The organism is Devosia sp. Z6_126 (assembly GCF_058133495.1).
The window spans coordinates 596,606-615,683 of sequence record NZ_JBYUNO010000002.1 but is presented as its reverse complement, the minus strand read 5'-3'; the positions used below and the strand labels follow the sequence as shown (position 1 = coordinate 615,683).

The following is a 19,078-nucleotide window of genomic DNA, read 5'->3' as shown; positions in this document are numbered from 1 at the left end:
TCCGCTACCCAGCGGCGGCGACGGTTTTCAGCGCGATCGGAGCCATCACGGCCCGGTTCTTGCCGCTGGCCTTGGCGTGATAAAGCGCTTCGTCCGCGCTTGCCACCATGGCCGAGAGTGGCTCGGACTGGTGCCTTGTGTGGATCCCGATGCTGATGCTGAGGGGATAGTCGTCGGGCATGCCCGCGATCTGGACCCGCGGAAATGCGGCGCGGATGGATTCGGCGATCGCCAGCAACTCGCTGCGCTGGCATTGGGGAAAGAACAAAGCGAATTCTTCGCCCCCCGTCCGGCCCACCAATGGGGTCTGCCCGAAGCTGGCCAGCACCCTGCTCGCCGCCGCTATCACCTTGTCGCCGGCAATGTGGCCAAAGCTGTCATTGACCTGTTTGAAGTTGTCGATGTCGACCAGCATGATTGCCGCCTGGGCTCGTCCCGCGCCTGGGGCCGCCATTGCGGCGTGCACGCCGGCATCAAATCCCCGCCGGTTCAGCAATCCGGTCAGGTGGTCGCGGTCGGCCTCCATCCGCAACTCGCTCAGCGCCCTTACCGTCCAGGCGGCAAAGAATGCCAGGGCCGTCGTGGTGGCGAGCACCGGGGTCATGGCCTGCACCGTCGCCCAATAATCGGAGGCCTGCAGCGAGCCGCCCGCATTGGTGTCGAGCGCATGCGCCACGGTGGCAAGCGGGCGCGCCAGTGCCAGGGTAACCAGGAGCCCACCCAGCCCGACAAACAACCAGTCCACCGCTGATTTGGGTGTCGCTTGCAACAATTGCCATACTGTCACGGCACCCATGATCGCCAGGGTGGTGTTTGCCGTATAGATGCGCCCTTCCGTTGAGGGGGCAACCAGCAAGAACCACAGGAACAACACCGCCCCGAGCATATTAGTGGCGGCAAAGGCCGCAACCGGAACCGGGGCGCCAACACGCACCATGGCGCTCACACAAAGCGCGCCCACGGCTACCGTGAACAGCAGATTGACCGCGATCCGAAGCCCCGGTCCCTCCCAGTGTTGCAGGAAGTCATTGGCGACAAAGGCCGCTCCGCAGCACACAAAGGCCAGCGCCAGAACGCAAAGGTAATCATGGTTGGGTCGGAGGCGCCACAGCAACAGGAAGGTTAGCCCCAAAACAGCCGATAATGCTGGGTTCAACAGCGCGAAAATGAACTCACCGGTCACAACTGCGAACTCACTTCCTGAACGCGGGCCTGGACCATGTCGCTGCACCGTCACCAAGAAAAGGTTAAGTTGATTGGTTGGATTGTTCCTACCCTTAACAATTCATCTGCACTGTGTCTGGCTGTATACTCTCTCTAGCCTGAGCTTACCTAGGTGCGGACAGGAGCGGCTCGCCAAAGCTCCGGAACGCTTCCCCTGCCGGGTCCCTTGTGGCGCAACGGCTCGATCCGGACACATTAACTAAAAATTAACCATTCTTTCGGTCATGGTTAAAACCAGCGGCTTGCCAGCGGTCCGGGGCAGGGATATTCACGTCCGGCATATCACCTGCCAGGACGTCCAGCCGATGACCGATTACGAACGCGCGCGCAAGCAGATGGTGGAGAATCAGCTGCGCACCAACAGCGTGGTGGACCGGCGCCTTTTGGCTCAGATGGGCCACGTGCCGCGCGAACTGTTTGTTCCGCCCGAGCGCCAGCCGGTCGCCTATATCGATGACATCCAGCCGCTCGGCGAAAACAGCCAGCGCTTCCTTTCCATGCCACTCACTTTTGCCCGCATGGCCCAGCTTGCGGACGTCCAGCCGGGGGACGCTGTGCTCGATATCGGCTGCGCCACCGGCTACTCGGCTGCAGTTCTGGCTGGCCTTGCCGCTTCCGTAGTGGGTCTGGAGGAGGATGAGAGCCTGGCACAATCGGCTGCCGCGACCCTCGGTGAGCTCGGCATTACCAATGCTGAGATACTGGCCGGCGGACCCGAACAGCTGTCCGGGCGCGATTTCGACGTCATCATCGTTGAGGGCACGCTCGATGCCGCGCCCCAGAACCTTTATCCGCTGCTGCGTGATCACGGGCGCATGGTCGCCTTGATTCGCGATCGAGGCGTGGCGGTAGCCCACCTCTTTGTTCGCACCGGCAGCACCGTCGCGGCGCGGGCCGAGTTCAACGCCCATTTGCCGCCGCTCTGGCTCGCCAAACCCGAAGAAAACTTCGTGTTTTGAGGTGTCTGGAGTGTTGCGTTCAAAGCACGAGTTTCAACGATTCGTGCACCTTGTCGTGCTAGCTCTTGCCCGCCGGTTGTTTGCCGCGGCTGTGCAGCGTACAGTTTTTTGAGTATTGGAGGCGCGCGATGAGCATACGCGTTAAATTAACCGCGAGCGCCTTGGCTATTGCATTGGCAATGGGTGGGACCGCCGCGCAGGCGCAGTCCATCACTCAGGCGCTGACGGCTGCATATTCCTATGCGCCCGATTTGCAGGCGGCGGTGCTTGACGCCAAGTCCCGGGCCGAGAATATCGTCCAGGCCAAGTCCCGCAAGCTCCCCACCATCGGTGCATCGGTCAACGGCACCTATAACTGGAGCATTGCAGGTGGCCAGTTCCAGGACAGCACCTCCTTGAATGCCGGGCTGTCCTACAGCCAGACCCTTTTCGACAACTTCCAGACCGAAGCGCAGATCGAAGCGGCGCGCGCCGGTGCGGAGGCTGCCGAATACCAGATCCGCAACACCGAGCAGAACGTGCTGCTCAATGTGGTGCAGGCCTATATGTCGGTGCTGAGCGACCGCCAGCTGGTCGGCCTGCGCCAGGAAAACGTCAACTTCTACAACACCCAGCTGTCTTCGGCTCGCGATCGGCTCGAAGTGGGCGAGGGCACCCGGATCGACGTTGCCCAGGCCAATGCGCGTCTGGCGCAGGGTCAGGCCGCCTATCAGGCCGCGGTCAACAGCCTTGAAGTCAGCGAAGCCACCTTCCAGCGCTATGTCGGCCAGGCCCCTCGGGACCTGCAAAGCTCGCACAGCTTTGCCCGGCTGATCCCCAATTCGCTGCAGTCTGCCATTGCCGAAGCCGAAAGCGGTCACCCCGCAATCCTGACCGCCAAGGCTGCGATCCGCGCCGCCCAGGCTGGCAGTGATGCCGCCCAGGGTGCCTTTGGTCCCACGATCGATGTCACCGGCAGCATCGGCGCCAGCGATGGCACGTCCAGGCAAGGCACTCCCCAAGCCGTCAGCGGTCAGATGCGCCTCAACATCAGCGTGCCGATCTATGCCGGTGGTGCCCTGGGTTCGGGCGTCCGCCAGGCCAATCTCGATCAGATCCGCTCTGAAGTTGACGCCATGTCCATCTATGACCAGATTCGGGAAGCCGTGATTTCGGCCTGGGCGGGCATCCAGAATGCCGATGCCCAGATCCAGGCGGCGCAGTCCGCCGTTTCGGCTGGCCAGGAAGTGGTCAATGGCGTGATCCAGGAACGCGATCTTGGCACCCGCACCACGCTCGACGTCCTTAATGCCCAGGCCGAACTGATCAGCGCCCGCGAAGGCCTGATCAATGCCTCGAGCAGCAAGGTTATTGCTACCTTCTCGCTCCTCGCTTCGATCGGTCGCCTGACCGCGGGCGATCTTGGCCTGCCGGTGCAAACCAAGACTGCCGTCAACTACACCCAGGAAGTGGAAGATGTCTGGCAGGAGCTGCGGGTCGTCAAGGACGAGTAGGTCCAGGCGCATCGCAACAAGTTCTGGTGGCTGGGCAGTGCTCGGCCACAACTTTTAGGGGACATCTCTCCGGGCGGCCTCGCGGGTGATTCCCCATCGCTGCGCCCGGAGTTAATGTGTTGTTGACGAATCATGCGGCTGCGCCGGCGAGCAGCCCTCGTCCAGCGCAAGCGAGAGGCCCATCATGAACAAGCCTGCACCCAAAGAACCCTCCATGGACGAGATCTTGTCGTCCATCCGCCAGATCATCGCCGATGATGATGCGGCGGGGCTTCCGCGACGCTCCTCGGCTCAGGCCGCGCCGGCGCCAATGCAGCCCGCCTCCGCTTTCGCGCGAGCATATAGCGCCCCCGCACCCATCGACCTTGATGACCAGTTCGAGGACGCCGAGCCCCTGGCCCTGTCCCCCGCCCAGATCATCGAGCAGCGAACCGAAGAGGCCCCATCCCCGTTCAGCTTCGAGAACATGCTCGCTGAAACGCCGTCCGCCCGCCAGGACGATGCTCAAGACGAAGAGGAGGCCCCCTTGGCCGCACCCGAACCCGTAAGCTTTGAGCCCGAGGAACCCGAGGAACGCCCGGTTGCGACCGCTGCGCCGCTGCGTGTGCCTGGCTCCGATGCACGTCCCACGCCTGAGCCCGCTCGTGCCGAAACCGTACGTGTGCCCGAGCCGCCGCGGCCCGAGGCGCCAAGTGCCCAGGCTGCAGCCTTGCCCGATCCCACGCTCAGCAGCGATTTCGCCGAAGAACTGCTCGGGCCCGCCACCAAGGCTGCTGTGCGCGGCTCCATCACCAAGCTCAACGCCATTGGCCTTGGCAATGCCGGGCTCACCATCGAGTCCTTGATGCGCGACATGCTCCGCCCCATGTTGAAGGAGTGGCTGGACGAAAACCTGCCCGCCGTGGTCGAGCGCATGGTCGAGCGCGAGATTGCCCGCGTTTCGCGCGGCGAATAAGTTAATGCACCCTTGCGCGCGCCGCTGTTGACCATCCGGCGCGCATTTGGTTGATACACCGACAGATTTAGAGACGGCCCGCACAGTGCGAACTGGCGGGTCATTGTTGTTGCGAGTGACGCTATGATTGAAAAGAGCTATGAGCCCGGCGCCGTTGAAGGACGCATCTACGAGCAATGGCTCGAGGCTGGCGCTTTTGCCGCCGGGGCAGGGGCCGCACCCGGTGCGGAAACTTTCACCATCGTCATTCCGCCGCCAAATGTCACCGGCTCGCTCCATATCGGGCACGCGCTCAACAACACCATCCAGGACATCCTGATCCGCTTCAACCGGATGCTCAAGAAGGATGTCCTCTGGCAGCCCGGCACCGACCATGCCGGCATTGCCACCCAGATGATCGTCGAGCGCCAGCTGGCCGCCAAGCAGATGAACCGCCGCGACATGGGGCGCGAAAAGTTCATCGAGCGCGTCTGGGAATGGAAGGCCGAATCGGGCGGCACCATCATGAACCAGCTCAAGCGGCTGGGCGCGTCAGCCGATTTCAGCCGCGAACGCTTCACCATGGGCGATAATGGCTCGGCTGACGACCAGATGGTGCGCGCCGTCACCAAGGTGTTTGTCGAGCTGCACAAGCGCGGCCTCATCTATCGCGCCAAGCGCCTCGTCAATTGGCATCCGGGCCTCGAAACCGCGATCTCGGACCTCGAAGTCGAGAATATCGAGATCAAGGGCCATATGTGGCACCTGCGCTATCCGCTCGCGGATGGCGTCACCTATCAGTTCCCCATTGCCCATGACGAAGAGGGCAAGCCCACCGAGTGGGAAACGCGCGACTACATCATCGTCGCCACCACCCGCCCCGAAACCATGCTCGGCGATGCCGGCGTTGCCGTGCATCCCGAAGATCCGCGCTATGCCGATCTCGTCGGCAAGTTCGTCGATCTGCCGCTGGTCGGGCGCCGCATCCCCATCGTTGCTGATGAATATGCCGACCCCGCTCTCGGCACCGGCGCGGTCAAGATCACGCCCGCCCACGATTTCAACGACTTCGAGGTCGGCGTTCGCAACAACCTAGAACAGATCAACGTCTTTACGACGCGCGGCGCCATCGTCGATGAGCCCTTCATCCCCGCCGCTTATCGTGGCCTGGATCGTTTCGACGCCCGCAAGCGCATCGTCGCTGATCTCGCCGCGCTCGCCGAGGAAAATCCCACTCGTGGCCTCGATCACATCGAGGACAAAAAGATCATGGTGCCCCATGACGAGAAATCCAAGCTCGTCGTCATCGAGCCCTTCCTGACCGACCAGTGGTGGGTCAAGGCCGATATCCTCGCCCAGCCCGCGCTCGCCGCAGTGCGCGAGGGCCGCACCAAATTCGTGCCCCAGCAATACGAAAACACCTATTTCGCCTGGCTCGAGAACATCAAGCCTTGGTGCATTTCGCGCCAGCTCTGGTGGGGTCACCAGATCCCCGCCTGGTATGGTCCCGACAACCACGCCTTTGTCGCTTCGAGCGAAGCCGAAGCCCAGGCCCAGGCCGACGCCCATTATGGTGCGCCCACCCCGATCAAGCGCGACGAAGACGTGCTCGATACCTGGTTCTCTTCGGCCCTTTGGCCGTTCTCGACCCTTGGCTGGCCCGACGAAACCCCCGAGCTCAAGCGCTACTACCCCACCGATGTGCTGGTCACCGGCTTTGACATCATCTTCTTCTGGGTCGCCCGCATGATGATGATGGGCCTTGAATTCCTCGAGGAAGAGCCCTTCCACACCGTCTACATGCACGCCCTGGTCCGCGACGAAAAGGGCCAGAAGATGAGCAAGACCAAGGGCAACGTCATCGACCCCCTGCAGCTCATCGACCAATATGGTGCCGACGCCACCCGCTTCACCCTGGCGGCCATGGCCGCGCAGGGCCGGGACATCCGCCTCTCGATCAACCGCGTCGAGGGCTATCGCAACTTCGTCACCAAGCTCTGGAACGCCGCGCGCTTCCTTGAGATGAACGAGTGCCGCCGCGTCGAGGGTTATGATCCCAAGGCCAATACGCTCCCGCTCAATCGCTGGATCGTTGGTGCCACCGCCCGTGCCGTCGCTGCGGTGCGCCGCGGCATCGAGGACTACAAGTTCAACGAAGCCGCCAACTCGGCCTATGACTTTGTCTGGGGCACCTTCTGCGATTGGTATGTGGAATTTGCCAAGCCCGTCTTCATGGGCACCGATGAGGGCGCCAAGGCCGAAACTCGCGCCACTGCCGCCTGGGCGCTCGACCAGATCCTCAAAATGCTGCACCCCTTCATGCCCTTCGTCACCGAAGAGCTCTGGGCGGAAACCGGCGCCCTCGGCCCGGCCCGCGACGGCCTGCTTATTCTCTCGACCTGGCCGGAGCTCGATGGTCTCGAAGATCCCTCCGCCGATGCCGAGCTCAGCTGGCTGATCGAAGTGATCACCAATATCCGCTCGGTGCGCAGCGAAATGAACGTGCCCGCCAGCGCCAAGCTGCAGCTGGCCGTGATCGGCGCCGACGACACCACGCTGCGCCGCCTCGTGGCCGGCACCAGCCTCATTACCCGCCTCGCGCGGCTCGAGGCCATCAGCCCGCAAGTGACGGTACCCGGCGAATCGGCACAGTTCGTTGTGGGCGAAGCCACCTGGGCGCTGCCCCTGGCCGAGTTCATCGACATCACCGCCGAAAAGGCCCGTTTGCAAAAGGAAATCGGCAAGCTCGACGCCGAAGTCAGCCAGATCGACAAGAAGCTGGGTAATGAGCAGTTCGTCGCCAAGGCGCCCGAAGAGGTAATCGAAGAACAAAAGGCCCGTCGCCAGGCGGCCGCCGACCGTCGCAGCCGCATCGGCGACGCCCTGCAGCGGCTCAGCTGACCGCGATGGATGGTCATCCTCCCGAGCCGACTGCCCGCGCCATCCAGAACGGTCTGGTTGGCGTGGGCACGGTGCTCGTCTTTGACGGCAAGGGAGGGGTTGGCCGCCAAGGCCCCGGCGGCGACCAGCCAATGGTGCCAAGCCGGGGTTTCAAGCTGATCTCGGGCAATCCTAAGTCGCCCGAGTTCGCCGCCTGGCTAAAATCCGACCTTGGCGACTTCAATGCCGGCCTGCTGACCACACCCAGCACCCGCACCCGTTGCACGGTGCTGGAAGACAAGGCGCTGGTCGTCCTGCGGGTCGCCCGGCCTGGTGCCGAGCCGGAGGATATTGGCCGTCAGTTGCTGACCTTATGGATCGAGCGCGGCCGCGTTATCATCGCCTCCGAACTCAACATCATCGACTTTCTTGGTGTGTCCAAATGGGAAGCCTCTCACCACGCTCCCCTCAGCCCGGCGGACCTGATTGCGCGGCTAGGCCTGCGGGCCGCGGATCGGCTGGAGCCGCTGGTTGAGCGCCTTGCGGAGCGACTGGACGAGATTGAAGAAAAGCTGCTTTCCGAAAATGGGGCAAAGTCGCGTAGCCGGCTGGCGCATCTGCGACGTACCTTGATCAGCTTTCGCCGTTTGATCTGGCCGCAGCGCGACGTGCTCAACACGCTCGAAATCGAGGACCTCTCGTTCTTCACCGCCAAGGACCGGCTGCGCCTGCGCGAAGCCTCGGGACGAACCGGCCGAATTGGCGAGGAACTCGCCGCCCTTTCGGAGCGTGCTGTTCTGGTCCATGAGCAACTGGCCGACGCACGGGCCGAGCAGATGAATCACACCATGCTGATTCTTGCCGCCGTCACGGCGGTCTTCATGCCACTGACGCTGCTCACCGGTGTGCTCGGCATGAATGTGGCGGGCATTCCGTTCTCCGAAAGTGCCCACGCCTTTTGGGGCGTTTGTGTCATGCTCCTGGTGCTGGCGCTGGTGATTGTTGGGTGGATGCGCAGAAGGCGCTGGCTCTAGTCCGATTTCGCTCCGAGAGCCTGCTTGTCCGCGGCACAAGGGCTTGAATCAAACTCTGCGCCACCCGACCTTACTGCTTCCAAACACATACGATTTTGCCCAGCAAGCATTAGGCGCATTCCTGCTTTGTGCTTATTGCGCAACAGCGCAGTTGATTCACTGCATTAACATCGTCATGCAACGATTTAGCGACATTTCCCGCCACAATGTTTGGGTATGAAGCAAGTCATGACAGGCATGGGCGTTGACCTAGGGGATCGCGGTTCCCAGTTGATCAGCATGCGGGGATGGGTCCGCGGTTTCGGGCCATGGTTCGACGACGTCCACCTTGGAGTGGGCGAAAGGAGTGAGATGCGGATCATGGGGGAACATTCCCTGATCTCCGTCGCGATGGGCGCGGTATTCGCTTTGGCGATGCTGGTACCCGCGCAGGCGCAGACTGCGGCAGATGCAGCGCTGGATATGGCCAAGATGCTCGACGGGGCAGGGGGCGGCGTGTCGGGCGACGACCTCGTGGCAGCGCTCGAGGATGCGGCTGCCGCGGGCCAGCCCATGGCCATGTGGCAGCTTGGCACGATGTATGAAAATGGCGAAGGCGTCGCCCGGGACCCGGTCAAGGCCTTTGGCTATTTCGCCCAGATTGCCAACCAGCATGCCGATGCCGCGCCCAAGGGCGTCGAATCCGACATCGTCGCGCAGTCCTTCGTCAAGATCGGCGATTATTTCCGGGACGGCTTGCCCGATGCCGGCATCAAGGCCGATGCGGATCGCTCCCATGCTTTGCTCCTCCATGCCGCCACCTATTTTGGCGATGCGGATGCGCAATATCGCGTTGGCCTGTTGTATCTCGATGAAAATGAACTGGGCCTGAACCCTTTGCAAAGCGCCCGCTGGTTTTCGCTGGCCGCCCGCAAGGGCCATGGCGCGGCTCAGGCCCATCTAGGTGATCTGTTGTTCCACGGCGTTGCCGGGCTCGTGCCCCAGCAGGTCGAAGGCTTGATGTGGCTGTCCCTGGCGCAGGCCCGGGTCGCCGGCACGGCCGACGAGGGCTGGGTCAACAAACTGGTCAGCAATGCCATGTCCGTGGCAACGCCCGAGCAGCGCGCCGAAGCCGGTTCACTGGCCGCCAGCGTTGCGCCGCAATTCGCCTCGTTCTGAGCGGCGCTAGAAGGTAAACCAGCCTTCCACGGGCACATGGTCGCTCGGCTTGTCCCAGCCGCGCACATCCTTGTGCACCACCACGTCATCGAGCCGGTCGGCAGCCTGCGGCGACAGCAGCAGGTGGTCGATGCGGATGCCGTGGTTGCGCCGCCAGGCGCCGGCTTGGAAATCCCAGAACGTATAGGACGGCTCTGCCGTGATCGCGCGCAGGGCATCGGTGAACCCCAGGTTGACCAGCGTGCGGAACCGCTCAAGGCTTTCAGGCCGGTAAAGCGCGTCGCCCCACCAGTTTTCCGGGTGATGCGCATCGATGGGGGCGGGGATCAGATTATAGTCCCCCAGGATGATGAATGGCTCTTCGAGCTTGAGCCGCTCCTCGGCAAACGCCGTCAGCCGCTCCATCCAACGCAGCTTGTAGGGGAATTTCTCGCTATCCACCGGATTGCCGTTGGGCAGGTAGATATTGCACACGCGAATGGCGCCTGAGGGCACCGAGAACACGCCCTCGATCAGCCGCGCCTGCTCGTCTTCGTCATCGCCCGGCAGGCCGCGAGTCACCTCATCAAAGCGCATCAGCGACAGGATCGCCACGCCATTCCAGCTTTTCTGCCCATGCGTTTCCACATGGTAGCCCAGCGCTTCGATTTCGGCGCGCGGGAACGCTTCATCGACGCTCTTGATCTCCTGCAGGCAGACAATGTCGGGCTTTTCCTGCTCAAGCCACTGCAGCAGCAGCCCCAGTCGAGCCTTGATGCCATTGATGTTCCAGGTGGCGATGCGCATGCGATGGTCAACTCCTTGCGGGCGCGCGAAAGCTAGTCCGCAACGCCGCGCGCCGCAACCGCCCTCAGGTCGGCCAATAGATGGCGTCGCGGATATCGAGTGGAAAAATCCCGTCGCTGCCTTCCAGGCCCGTATTGGTCATGGCCACAACCGAAAGCCCCGCCACCGGGTCGATGAACCAGCTATGCCCATAAATCCCACCCCATCGCATCGTGCCCACGGCGCACGGGCTGTCAGCGGCGATCGGATCAACCAGATACGCCCCGAAATAGCCGAACTGCCAGCCCGGCCCGCTCGCATGCTCCAGTTGCGGCGTCTGGTTGCCCAGCCCGGCTGCGGTGGTTTCCCCCTTGATCACGCCACCCCCGCCGGTGCGCAGCGCTTCGAGCAGCACCATGAAGTCGGGCGCCGTGCCGGCCATCCCGCTGCCTCCGGAATGATAGGCGTTGGCATCAAAGATGCGCCCGGGCGAATAGGTCGTGAGTGTACCGGCGGGATTGGGGACGCTATGGGGATCGCCCATCAACACCGGCGGCTCGCCATGCTCGGGATTATCGGCATAAGCCGCCGCCAGCCGCGGCTCTCCTTGCGGCAGCAGAAACACCGTATCCGCCATGCCCAGCGGCCCGGTCACATAGCGCGCCACCGCTTCGCCCAGCGTCGTGCCCGTGACCCGCGCCACCGCCGCACCTAACAGATCGGTGGATTGCCCATAAGCCCAGCCCGTTCCGGGCGCAAAGGGCAGCGGCACGCCGGCAAGCAATTCCATGTTCTCGTCCAGGGACAAGTGCCAGCGATTGCCTCCCACCGCCTGCACGGCCGACTCCGCCAGATCAGTCTCCGACAGCACGTATTCGCGCCCGAGCCCCGATGTGTGGGTCAACAGCTGCCGGATCGTGATCTCGGCGCCTTCGCCGCTCGCGAGCTTTGGTCGGAAATAGGGGAGATACCGGCTCACCGACGCCTCGAGCTCGAGCAGCCCGGCATCCACCAGCGCCAGCGCCGTTGTGGCAACGATAGGCTTGGTCAGCGAGGACAACCGGAACACGGTGTCGAGCGCCATGGGGCGCTCGGCTTCCCGGTCGGCCAGCCCCAGCGCGTTCTCGTAGATGGTTTGTCCACGCTCCTTGGCGATCACCACCGCCCCGACAATGCGATTGTCGCTGATGGCGCGCTTGATCGTGGCGTCGAGGCGTTCGGCTATTGGCACATCGATTCTCCCCCTGAGGAAGAAACGATCACCGCGAAATCAGCTCAATCGCAAGTGCTTAAACGGCAAAGCTCGTGCCACAGCCGCAGGACGCCACGGCATTGGGATTGCGGATCTGGAACGCTTGCCCGATCAAATCGTCCACAAAGTCGATCTCGGCGCCGCCCATGAATTCAAGGCTCATGGCATCGATCAGTACCACCGCATCGCCTTTTTGCAGCACGACGTCGTCGGCCGCGGGCTGTTCTTGCACGAGGTTATACTCGTACTGGAAGCCCGAGCAGCCCCCGCCGGCCACCGAGATACGCAGCACCGTGCCGTCCGGCTCCTTGCTAAGGATGCGCGACACGCGCTTGGCGGCCCGATCGGTGAGCACAACTTCCGGAGCGAGGGCGATAGCTGACATTTGCGATTCCATGCCGTTTTAGGGGGACATAACGGTCAGGCTAAAATAGGAACCTTTGGGCCAATTGGAAAGAGCCCTGCGATCACCGATGAGCGACACCGCGCCCTATGCCTCCAAACCCGAACAATCCCTGGGCCGTCTTTACGGCACCGGGCCCAGTCCGACCCGTTCGGAATTTCAGCGCGACCGTGACCGCATCATCCATTCCACCGCCTTTCGCCGCCTGCAGCACAAGACGCAGGTCTTCCTGCACCACGAAGGCCGTCACTTCCGCAACCGGCTGACCCACACGCTCGAGGTCAGCCAGATGGCCCGCTCCATCGCCCGGGCCCTGAGGCTCGACGAAGACCTCGCCGAAGCTGTCGCCCTGTCCCATGATCTGGGCCATACGCCCTTCGGCCATGCCGGCGAGCGGGTGCTGCAGGGCAAAATGGCCCCTTGGGGCGGGTTCGACCACAACATCCAGGCCCTGCGCGTCGTCACCCGGCTCGAAAACCGCTACGCGGAGCATGACGGGCTCAACCTCACCTGGGAAACCCTGGAAGGCATCCTCAAGCACAACGGCCCCCTCATCAATGCCGATGGCACCCCCTTTGGTAAATATGCGCTCGAAGGCCTGCCCGCTGGCCTCCATGATCTGCCCGCCAGCGCCGATCTGCGCCTGTCCACCTTCGCCTCGCTCGAAGCTCAGGCTGCAGCCGTCGCTGACGACATCGCCTACAACGCCCACGACATCGACGATGCCCTGCGCGCCGGCCTCTTAACCCTCGATGCCCTCGCGCCCGTTCCCCTGGTCGGCCCCATGATCGCCGAAGTGCGCGCCCGTTATCCCGAGGTCAGCCCCAAGCGCCAGGCCCATGAAGTGCAGCGCCGCCTCATCACCTCCAGCATCGAGGATGTTATCGCCGCGTCCTCCGCCAATATCGCCACCGCGGGGATCGAGACCGCCGAGGATGTGCGCCATGCCGGCACGACCCTTGTCAACTTCTCCCGAGCCATGGCGACGCAGGTGCAGGGCCTCAAGCAATTCCTCTTCGAGCAGGTTTATCGCCACCCCAGCGTCATGGCCCCGGTGCGCCAAAGTGAGGACGTCGTGGCAGCCCTCTTTGATCATTATCTTGCGACCCGGGATCTCCCCGGCCGCTGGGGCACTCTCGCCGCCGACGCGTCGACGCAGGCCGAGCTTGCCCGCGTGGTCGCGGACTTCATCGCAGGGATGACCGACCCCTATGCCCTCGATGAATATGCCCGCCTGTTTGACGCTCGCCCGGAATTCCGTTAACCCGACCCTATATTCCCTGTCAGGTTGAATCATGGACGTTTTCGCGCTCTTTGCCGCACGAGTGGCCGATGCTTTGGCATCGCTTTACCCCGATCTTGCCCCCGAGCTGCTGGCGCGCATCGTCGTGGAGCCCCCGCGCGATCCCGCCCATGGCGATCTCTCCACCAATGCCGCCATGATCGTGGCCAAGCCCCTGGGCAAGAATCCGCGCGAAGTGGCCAATGCCATCGTCGAGCACTTCAAGGCCGATACCGACGTCAGCTCGGTTGAAGTGGCCGGCCCCGGCTTCATCAATTTCCGCCTCGCCCCCGCCATCTGGTTCCAGGTGCTGCGCTCGGTCGCCGAGCTCGGCCCCGATTTCGGCCGCTCGACCCTCGGCAAGGGCGAAAAGGTCAACATCGAATATGTCTCGGCCAACCCCACCGGCCCCATGCATGTGGGCCACACCCGGGGCGCGGTCTTTGGCGATACGCTGGCTTCGCTCATGGCCTATTCGGGCTTTGAGGTGACGCGCGAATACTACATCAACGACGCCGGCAGCCAGATCAATACGCTCGCCAGCTCCACCCTCCTGCGCTACCGCGAGGCCCTGGGCGAAACCATTGAGATCCCCTCGGGCTTCTACCCGGGTGATTACCTGGTCCCCGTAGGGCAGGCCCTGGCCGCCGAGTTCGGCCCCAAGCTGCTCCACATGCCCGAAGCCGAAGCCCTCGCACTGGTCAAGGATCGCGTCCTTGTCGCCATGCTCGAACTAATCCAGGGCGATCTGGCCAAGCTCAACATCCACCACGACGTGTTCTTTTCCGAAAAAACGCTGCACGGGCAGGGCGGGGACATCGACACCACCCTCGAATGGCTGCGCGAGCAGGGCATGGTCTATCAGGGCCGGCTCGAAGCGCCCAAGGGCAAGACCCCCGAGGATTGGGAAGACCGCGAGCAAACCCTGTTCCGCGCTACCGATTGGGGCGACGACGTCGATCGTGCGCTCGTCAAGTCGGACGGCAGCTACACCTATTTCGCCGCCGACATCGCCTATCACCGCAACAAATATCTGCGTGGCTTCAAGCACATGGTCAATGTGCTGGGCGCCGATCACTCCGGCTATGTCAAGCGCCTGCAGGCCGCCGTCAAGGCCGTGTCCGGTGGCGCCGCCGATATGGACGTCAAGATCTGCCAGCTCGTGCGGCTGATGAAGAACGGCGAGCCGTTCAAGATGAGCAAGCGCTCGGGCGATCTCGTGACCCTTGCCGACGTCGTCGAGGAAGTGGGCGCCGATGCCGTGCGCTTCATGCTCCTGTTCCGGCGCAACGATGCGGCCATGGATTTCGACTTTGCGCTGGTCAAGGAGCAGACCCGCGACAATCCGGTGTTCTATGTCCAATACGCCCATGCGCGCACCTTCTCGGTGTTCCGCACCGCTGCGCGCGACCTGCCAGAAATGGATGTGTCACCGGCAGCGCTCGCGACTGCCCAGCTTGATCGCCTCGATTCTGCGGCCGATCTCGAACTGATCCGCGCCCTTGCGGCCTGGCCGCGCTCTGTTGCCGCAGCCGCAGTCGCCCACGAGCCGCACCGCGTTGCCTTCTACCTGCACGAGTTGGCCGCGGCGTTCCACGGCTTTTGGGCCAAGGGCAATGAAGATGCGCGCTTACGCTTTGTTAACGCTGAAGATCCAATGCTGTCATTGGCGCGGCTCGCGCTTGTTGATGCCGTTCGTCAGGTGCTTGGCAACGGCTTGGCGATCTTGGGCGTGTCTGCGCCCGAGGAGCTTTCATAATTCGGGCGTAATACTATGTTGTCTCGCCGCCAATAGCCGGGCTTCGGCTATTGCAGGAACCTAGAGGGCGCTGCTCCAATAACGACAGCGAAACCGCAGCCAATGGGTGCACAGTCCACATCCCCTGATGATCTGATCGCTGAACTCGCGCGTCTCATGGCCGAAGATGCCACGCCGACCCAGCCCAGCCCTCCACCCGCTCCGCCTGCGCCCGCACCGGCTGCGTCCGCTGCTGGCGTGCGCGTACCGGGCGCCCATGCGCCTGAGCCGAGCCAGCCTGTGCCGGCGGCGCCAGCCGCTCCGGCATCGCCGTCGCGCTATGATTTCGGCCGCTTCACCCCGGCCCCAGCACCGCGCACCGAGCCCGCGCCCGATCAGTTCCGCCTTGAGCCACGGCCGCAGGCCGCAGCACCCACGCCCCCTGAGCCGGTGGAGCCGTCTGCTCCCGCTCAGACCGCCGCAGCCGAGCCGGCCCCGCGCCACGACCCCTTTGATTTTGACTTCGGCTTTGGCACCCCCACCGCACCGGCTCAACCGGCAGCGGCGGCGCCGGTCGCTGTCTCCACTTCTCCCGCTGCTGATCCCGTGCCGACGCCCGAGCACGATTCCATTGGCGATCTGATCGCCGCCGAACTGTTTGGCGAAACCCGCGACGAACCTTCGCCCGGGCAAGCGCCCGACGTGGTGACGCCGGGCACCCAGTCCCGCGTCGAGCCCGAAACCGGCCGCGAGCCAGGCCAGCCACAATCGGGCGCCCGCATCGAGCCCTCCATGGGTGCGACGCGGCCAATGCCTTCGGCTCCGCCGCCATCCGCTTCGCAATGGGCCGCGCCGCCCGTGAATATGTCGCGCACGACGGAGCCCGCGCCGGCACCCGTGAACCCGCCACCGCGTGAGCCCGAATTGCCATCCGCTGCCGCAGCGCCGGTGCGGGGTACGCCCCAGTCCGGCGCCTCGGGTGATCCTATCAGGGACATCGAAGATCTGATCGGGCGCGCCGCCCGCGTGGATATGGAAACTCCACCCCCTCGCCCCGCGCCCGCGACACCGCAGCGCAGCCTTGCGACGCCCACTTTGCCGCCTCAGCCCACGGGCAAGCGCGTTGTTTCTGGCGCCGACGAGGCCATCCTCGCCGCTGCCGCCGCCACCGGTGCGGAAGTGGGTTGGGTGGATGATCCCGAACCGGTTGAACCTGCGCCCCGTGGCCGCCGCGTCAAGGCCGAGCGGGCACCCAAGCCCGAACGTGCGCCCAAGCCGCCGCGCGTCCGCCGCGTCAAGCCCGACCGCGCGGACAGGGCCCCGCGCTCCTTTGGCTGGAGCCGCGCCCTTGTTGGTCCCGGCGTCGCCCTGGTTCTGCTCCTGCTGGCCGGTGGCGGCCTTTACTGGGTGCTTGGCAATAACGGCGACAGCGGTCCTGCGCCGCTGCTCACCGCTGACGCCACCCCCGTCAAGGAAGAGCCCCCTCCGGTCGATGAATCCGCAGCCCCCCAGCAATCGGTGATCTTCAACGAGATCGATGGCGTCGTGCCCGGCGCCGAAGAACAGCTGGTGTCGCGCGACCAGGCCGATGTCAACGAAGTCACCCAGGTGCCGCCCCCGGCAGCTGCGCCCGTACCTGAAGGCGTGGTCAATCGCAAGGTCCGCACCGTTACGGTTCGTCCGGACGGCACCATTGTCAGCGGTGACAACAGTGTCGCCGGCAGCGCCATGCTGCCGGTGGACCGCCCCAATGTCCCGGAAGTTCCGGGCGCCAATCCCACCGAGCCGAGCCTGCTGGGCAGCCTTGGCGCCGATCCCGCGCCCGGCCTCGCTCCTCCGCCGGGCGGCACTGCTCCTGCAACGCCTGCCGCCCCTCCCGAGGCGCAAGTCCCCGCGGGGCCACCGGTCACCCCCGTTGTGCCTGGCTCCACGGTTCCCGCTGTTGACGTCAGCGGTGCGCCCATCCCGGGCAAGACCGCGCCAGTGCCGCTCAATCGTCCCGCTTTCACCGCCCGGCCAACCGCTGCAGCGCCAGCTGCTGCGGCGGGCGGCGCCAACCTCGCGCCGCCACCGGCCGCAACTTCGCCGGTCAATGCGCTGGTTGACCCCGCACCGGCGCCGCAGGCTGCCGCTCAGCCCCCGGCTGCGCAAACCGTGATCGAGGCCAGCGCTGCAACGCCCCTCAGCAACGCGCCGGCTTATGTGCAGCTCTCGTCGCAGCGCACCGAGGAAGCCGCCCGCCAAAGCGCCTTGCAGATCGCCAACCAGTACGGCCCGCTGTTCAAGGGGGCCAATCTGGAAGTGCAGCGCGTCGATCTGGGCGAACGGGGCATCTTCTATCGCGTTCGCGTCCCGGCCAACTCCACCGCCGACGCCAACCAGCTCTGCTCCAGCCTGAAATCGGCCGGCGGCGATTGCTTCACGCTTTAGTCGTGCGTATCGCCTTGCTGCGGGCCGGCTCCGCTTGACCTTGATCGGCTGAGGCGCCAGCTTGCGCGCCCAGCCACCCGCAGAACCTTTTATGACCAGCAGCATCGCCACCGATTGGCTCGACCCCAAGCCCGACCACGGCCCGGTGCTGCATGTCGATCTGGACGGCTACGAGGGTGCCCTCGATCTCCTGCTCGATCTGGCCCGCCGCCAGAAGGTCGACCTCTCGGCCATTTCCGTGCTGCAACTGGCCGACCAATATCTCGCCTTTGTGGAAGAACAGCGCGAACAGCGCATCGAACTCGCCGCCGATTACCTCGTGATGGCCGCTTGGCTCGCCTATCTCAAGAGCCGCTTGATGTTGCCCGCCGCGCCCGCCGACGAGGCGCCCAGTGGCGCCGAAATGGCTGCCCGGCTGCAATGGCGGCTGCGTCGCCTCGAAGCCATGCGCCAGGCCGCCACTCGCCTGCGCGATCGGCCGCGCCTCGGCATTGCGGTGCATCCCCGCGGCGATCCAGAGCCGGTCGAGATCGCCCGCCACACCCGCTGGGACACGAGCTTGCTTGATCTGCTCAAGGCCTATGCCACCCAGCGCGAGCGCGTCCATCCGCCCGCTTATTCTCCCCGCATCCGCGTCGTCTGGTCGCTCCAGGATGCGCGCGACCGGCTGCGCATTCTTGTGGGAGAAACCGGTGATTGGGTCAGCCTCGACGCCTGCCTTTCCGCCTATATCGATGATCCCGCCGAGCGGGTCACCGCCCGCGCCTCGAGCTTTGCCTCGAGCTTGGAACTGGTGCGCCAAGGCGAGATCGAGCTGCGCCAAAAGGAAACCTTTGGCCCGCTGATGCTCCGCCGCCGGAGCGGGGAGGGCGCTTGACCAACCACGATCCTCTCGCGCCCGATCAGGCGCTGCGCATCCTCGAAGCGCTGCTCTTCGCCTCGGCTGAGCCGCTGACGGCGGCCCAGCTGGGCGCGCATCTGCCCCAAGGCGCCAATGTCGAGGCCGCAATCGATCAGCTTGCCCGCCATTATGCCGGCCGCGGCGTCAATCTCGTCCGCCGTGGTGACGCCTACGCCTTTCGCACCGCGCCCGACCTGTCCTTCCTGCTCCGCGCCGAGCAGGAGGAGAGCCGCACCCTGTCGCGCGCCGCGCTCGAAACCCTTGCCATCATCGCCTATCACCAGCCCGCCACCCGCGCCGAGATCGAGGAAATCCGCGGCGTCGCCGTTGGCAAGGGCACCATGGACATCCTGCTCGAAACCGGCTGGATTCGCCTGCGCGGCCGTCGCCGGGTTCCCGGTCGCCCGGTGACCTATGGCACCACACCAGCCTTTCTCGACCATTTCGGGCTGGAAAGCCTCGCCGATCTACCTGGCATCGAAGACCTCAAGGGGGCAGGGCTGCTGGTTTCGCGCCCGCCAACTTCGCTGCGCCTGCCCTTTGATGGCCCGTTGCACGAGGATGAAGATCCGCTGCAAGACCTCGATTCCGCTGAGCAATAGTCGCCTGCGGCGTTACGGGGTGT

The 19,078-nt window shown here is 64.4% G+C and carries 15 protein-coding genes; 11 read left to right on the top strand and 4 right to left on the bottom strand.

Annotation, left to right across the window (positions count from 1 at the left end; translation table 11 throughout):
- Positions 1–4 precede the first annotated feature (4 nt).
- Positions 5–1,183, bottom strand: a complete 1,179-nt coding sequence (locus AC3YOG_RS09885) for a GGDEF domain-containing protein (RefSeq protein WP_489934926.1) — start codon at positions 1,181–1,183, stop codon at positions 5–7.
- A gap of 346 nt (positions 1,184–1,529) precedes the next feature.
- Here AC3YOG_RS09885 and AC3YOG_RS09880 point away from each other — a divergent pair, with 346 nt between their 5' ends.
- The 6 genes from AC3YOG_RS09880 to AC3YOG_RS09855 all read left to right on the top strand — a co-directional run bounded on the left by AC3YOG_RS09880 (position 1,530) and on the right by AC3YOG_RS09855 (position 9,682).
- Positions 1,530–2,183 (top strand): protein-L-isoaspartate O-methyltransferase family protein, encoded by a 654-nt coding sequence (locus AC3YOG_RS09880; protein ID WP_489934925.1) that lies wholly within the window; start codon positions 1,530–1,532, stop codon positions 2,181–2,183.
- A gap of 128 nt (positions 2,184–2,311) precedes the next feature.
- Positions 2,312–3,676: a TolC family outer membrane protein gene (locus AC3YOG_RS09875; RefSeq protein ID WP_127752596.1), complete on the top strand. Its 1,365-nt coding sequence runs from the start codon at positions 2,312–2,314 to the stop codon at positions 3,674–3,676.
- Positions 3,677–3,860: 184 nt separating this feature from the next.
- The gene (locus AC3YOG_RS09870) at positions 3,861–4,631 is read left to right on the top strand and encodes a PopZ family protein (protein WP_489934924.1); all 771 of its coding nucleotides are present in this window, start codon (positions 3,861–3,863) and stop codon (positions 4,629–4,631) included.
- 123 nt (positions 4,632–4,754) lie between these two features.
- Positions 4,755–7,511, top strand: coding sequence for a valine--tRNA ligase (locus AC3YOG_RS09865; protein WP_489934923.1), 2,757 nt, complete (start codon positions 4,755–4,757; stop codon positions 7,509–7,511).
- 5 nt (positions 7,512–7,516) lie between these two features.
- Positions 7,517–8,524 (top strand): CorA family divalent cation transporter, encoded by a 1,008-nt coding sequence (locus tag AC3YOG_RS09860; protein ID WP_489934922.1) that lies wholly within the window; start codon positions 7,517–7,519, stop codon positions 8,522–8,524.
- 360 nt (positions 8,525–8,884) lie between these two features.
- On the top strand, positions 8,885–9,682 hold the full coding sequence (locus tag AC3YOG_RS09855) for a tetratricopeptide repeat protein (protein WP_489934921.1): 798 nt from the start codon (positions 8,885–8,887) through the stop codon (positions 9,680–9,682).
- Positions 9,683–9,688: 6 nt separating this feature from the next.
- On the opposite strand, the gene xth is transcribed toward AC3YOG_RS09855, so the two are convergent.
- From xth to AC3YOG_RS09840, 3 genes are all read right to left on the bottom strand, one after another.
- Positions 9,689–10,468: an exodeoxyribonuclease III gene (gene xth, locus AC3YOG_RS09850; RefSeq protein WP_489934920.1), complete on the bottom strand. Its 780-nt coding sequence runs from the start codon at positions 10,466–10,468 to the stop codon at positions 9,689–9,691.
- A gap of 64 nt (positions 10,469–10,532) precedes the next feature.
- On the bottom strand, positions 10,533–11,678 hold the full coding sequence (locus tag AC3YOG_RS09845; RefSeq protein WP_489934919.1) for a serine hydrolase domain-containing protein: 1,146 nt from the start codon (positions 11,676–11,678) through the stop codon (positions 10,533–10,535).
- 58 nt (positions 11,679–11,736) lie between these two features.
- Positions 11,737–12,084, bottom strand: a complete 348-nt coding sequence (locus tag AC3YOG_RS09840; protein WP_172122954.1) for a HesB/IscA family protein — start codon at positions 12,082–12,084, stop codon at positions 11,737–11,739.
- 88 nt (positions 12,085–12,172) lie between these two features.
- Between AC3YOG_RS09840 and AC3YOG_RS09835 the strand changes: the two genes are divergently transcribed.
- The 5 genes from AC3YOG_RS09835 (at position 12,173) to scpB (ending at position 19,055) form a co-directional block, all read left to right on the top strand.
- Positions 12,173–13,366, top strand: coding sequence for a deoxyguanosinetriphosphate triphosphohydrolase (locus tag AC3YOG_RS09835; protein WP_489934918.1), 1,194 nt, complete (start codon positions 12,173–12,175; stop codon positions 13,364–13,366).
- A gap of 31 nt (positions 13,367–13,397) precedes the next feature.
- On the top strand, positions 13,398–15,143 hold the full coding sequence (gene argS, locus AC3YOG_RS09830; RefSeq protein WP_489934917.1) for an arginine--tRNA ligase: 1,746 nt from the start codon (positions 13,398–13,400) through the stop codon (positions 15,141–15,143).
- A gap of 102 nt (positions 15,144–15,245) precedes the next feature.
- The gene (locus AC3YOG_RS09825) at positions 15,246–17,552 is read left to right on the top strand and encodes an SPOR domain-containing protein (RefSeq protein WP_489934916.1); all 2,307 of its coding nucleotides are present in this window, start codon (positions 15,246–15,248) and stop codon (positions 17,550–17,552) included.
- 91 nt (positions 17,553–17,643) lie between these two features.
- Positions 17,644–18,429: a segregation and condensation protein A gene (locus tag AC3YOG_RS09820; RefSeq protein ID WP_489934915.1), complete on the top strand. Its 786-nt coding sequence runs from the start codon at positions 17,644–17,646 to the stop codon at positions 18,427–18,429.
- Positions 18,426–19,055, top strand: a complete 630-nt coding sequence (scpB, locus tag AC3YOG_RS09815) for an SMC-Scp complex subunit ScpB (RefSeq protein WP_489934914.1) — start codon at positions 18,426–18,428, stop codon at positions 19,053–19,055. Before AC3YOG_RS09820 ends, scpB begins: the two co-directional genes overlap by 4 nt.
- Positions 19,056–19,078 lie beyond the last annotated feature (23 nt).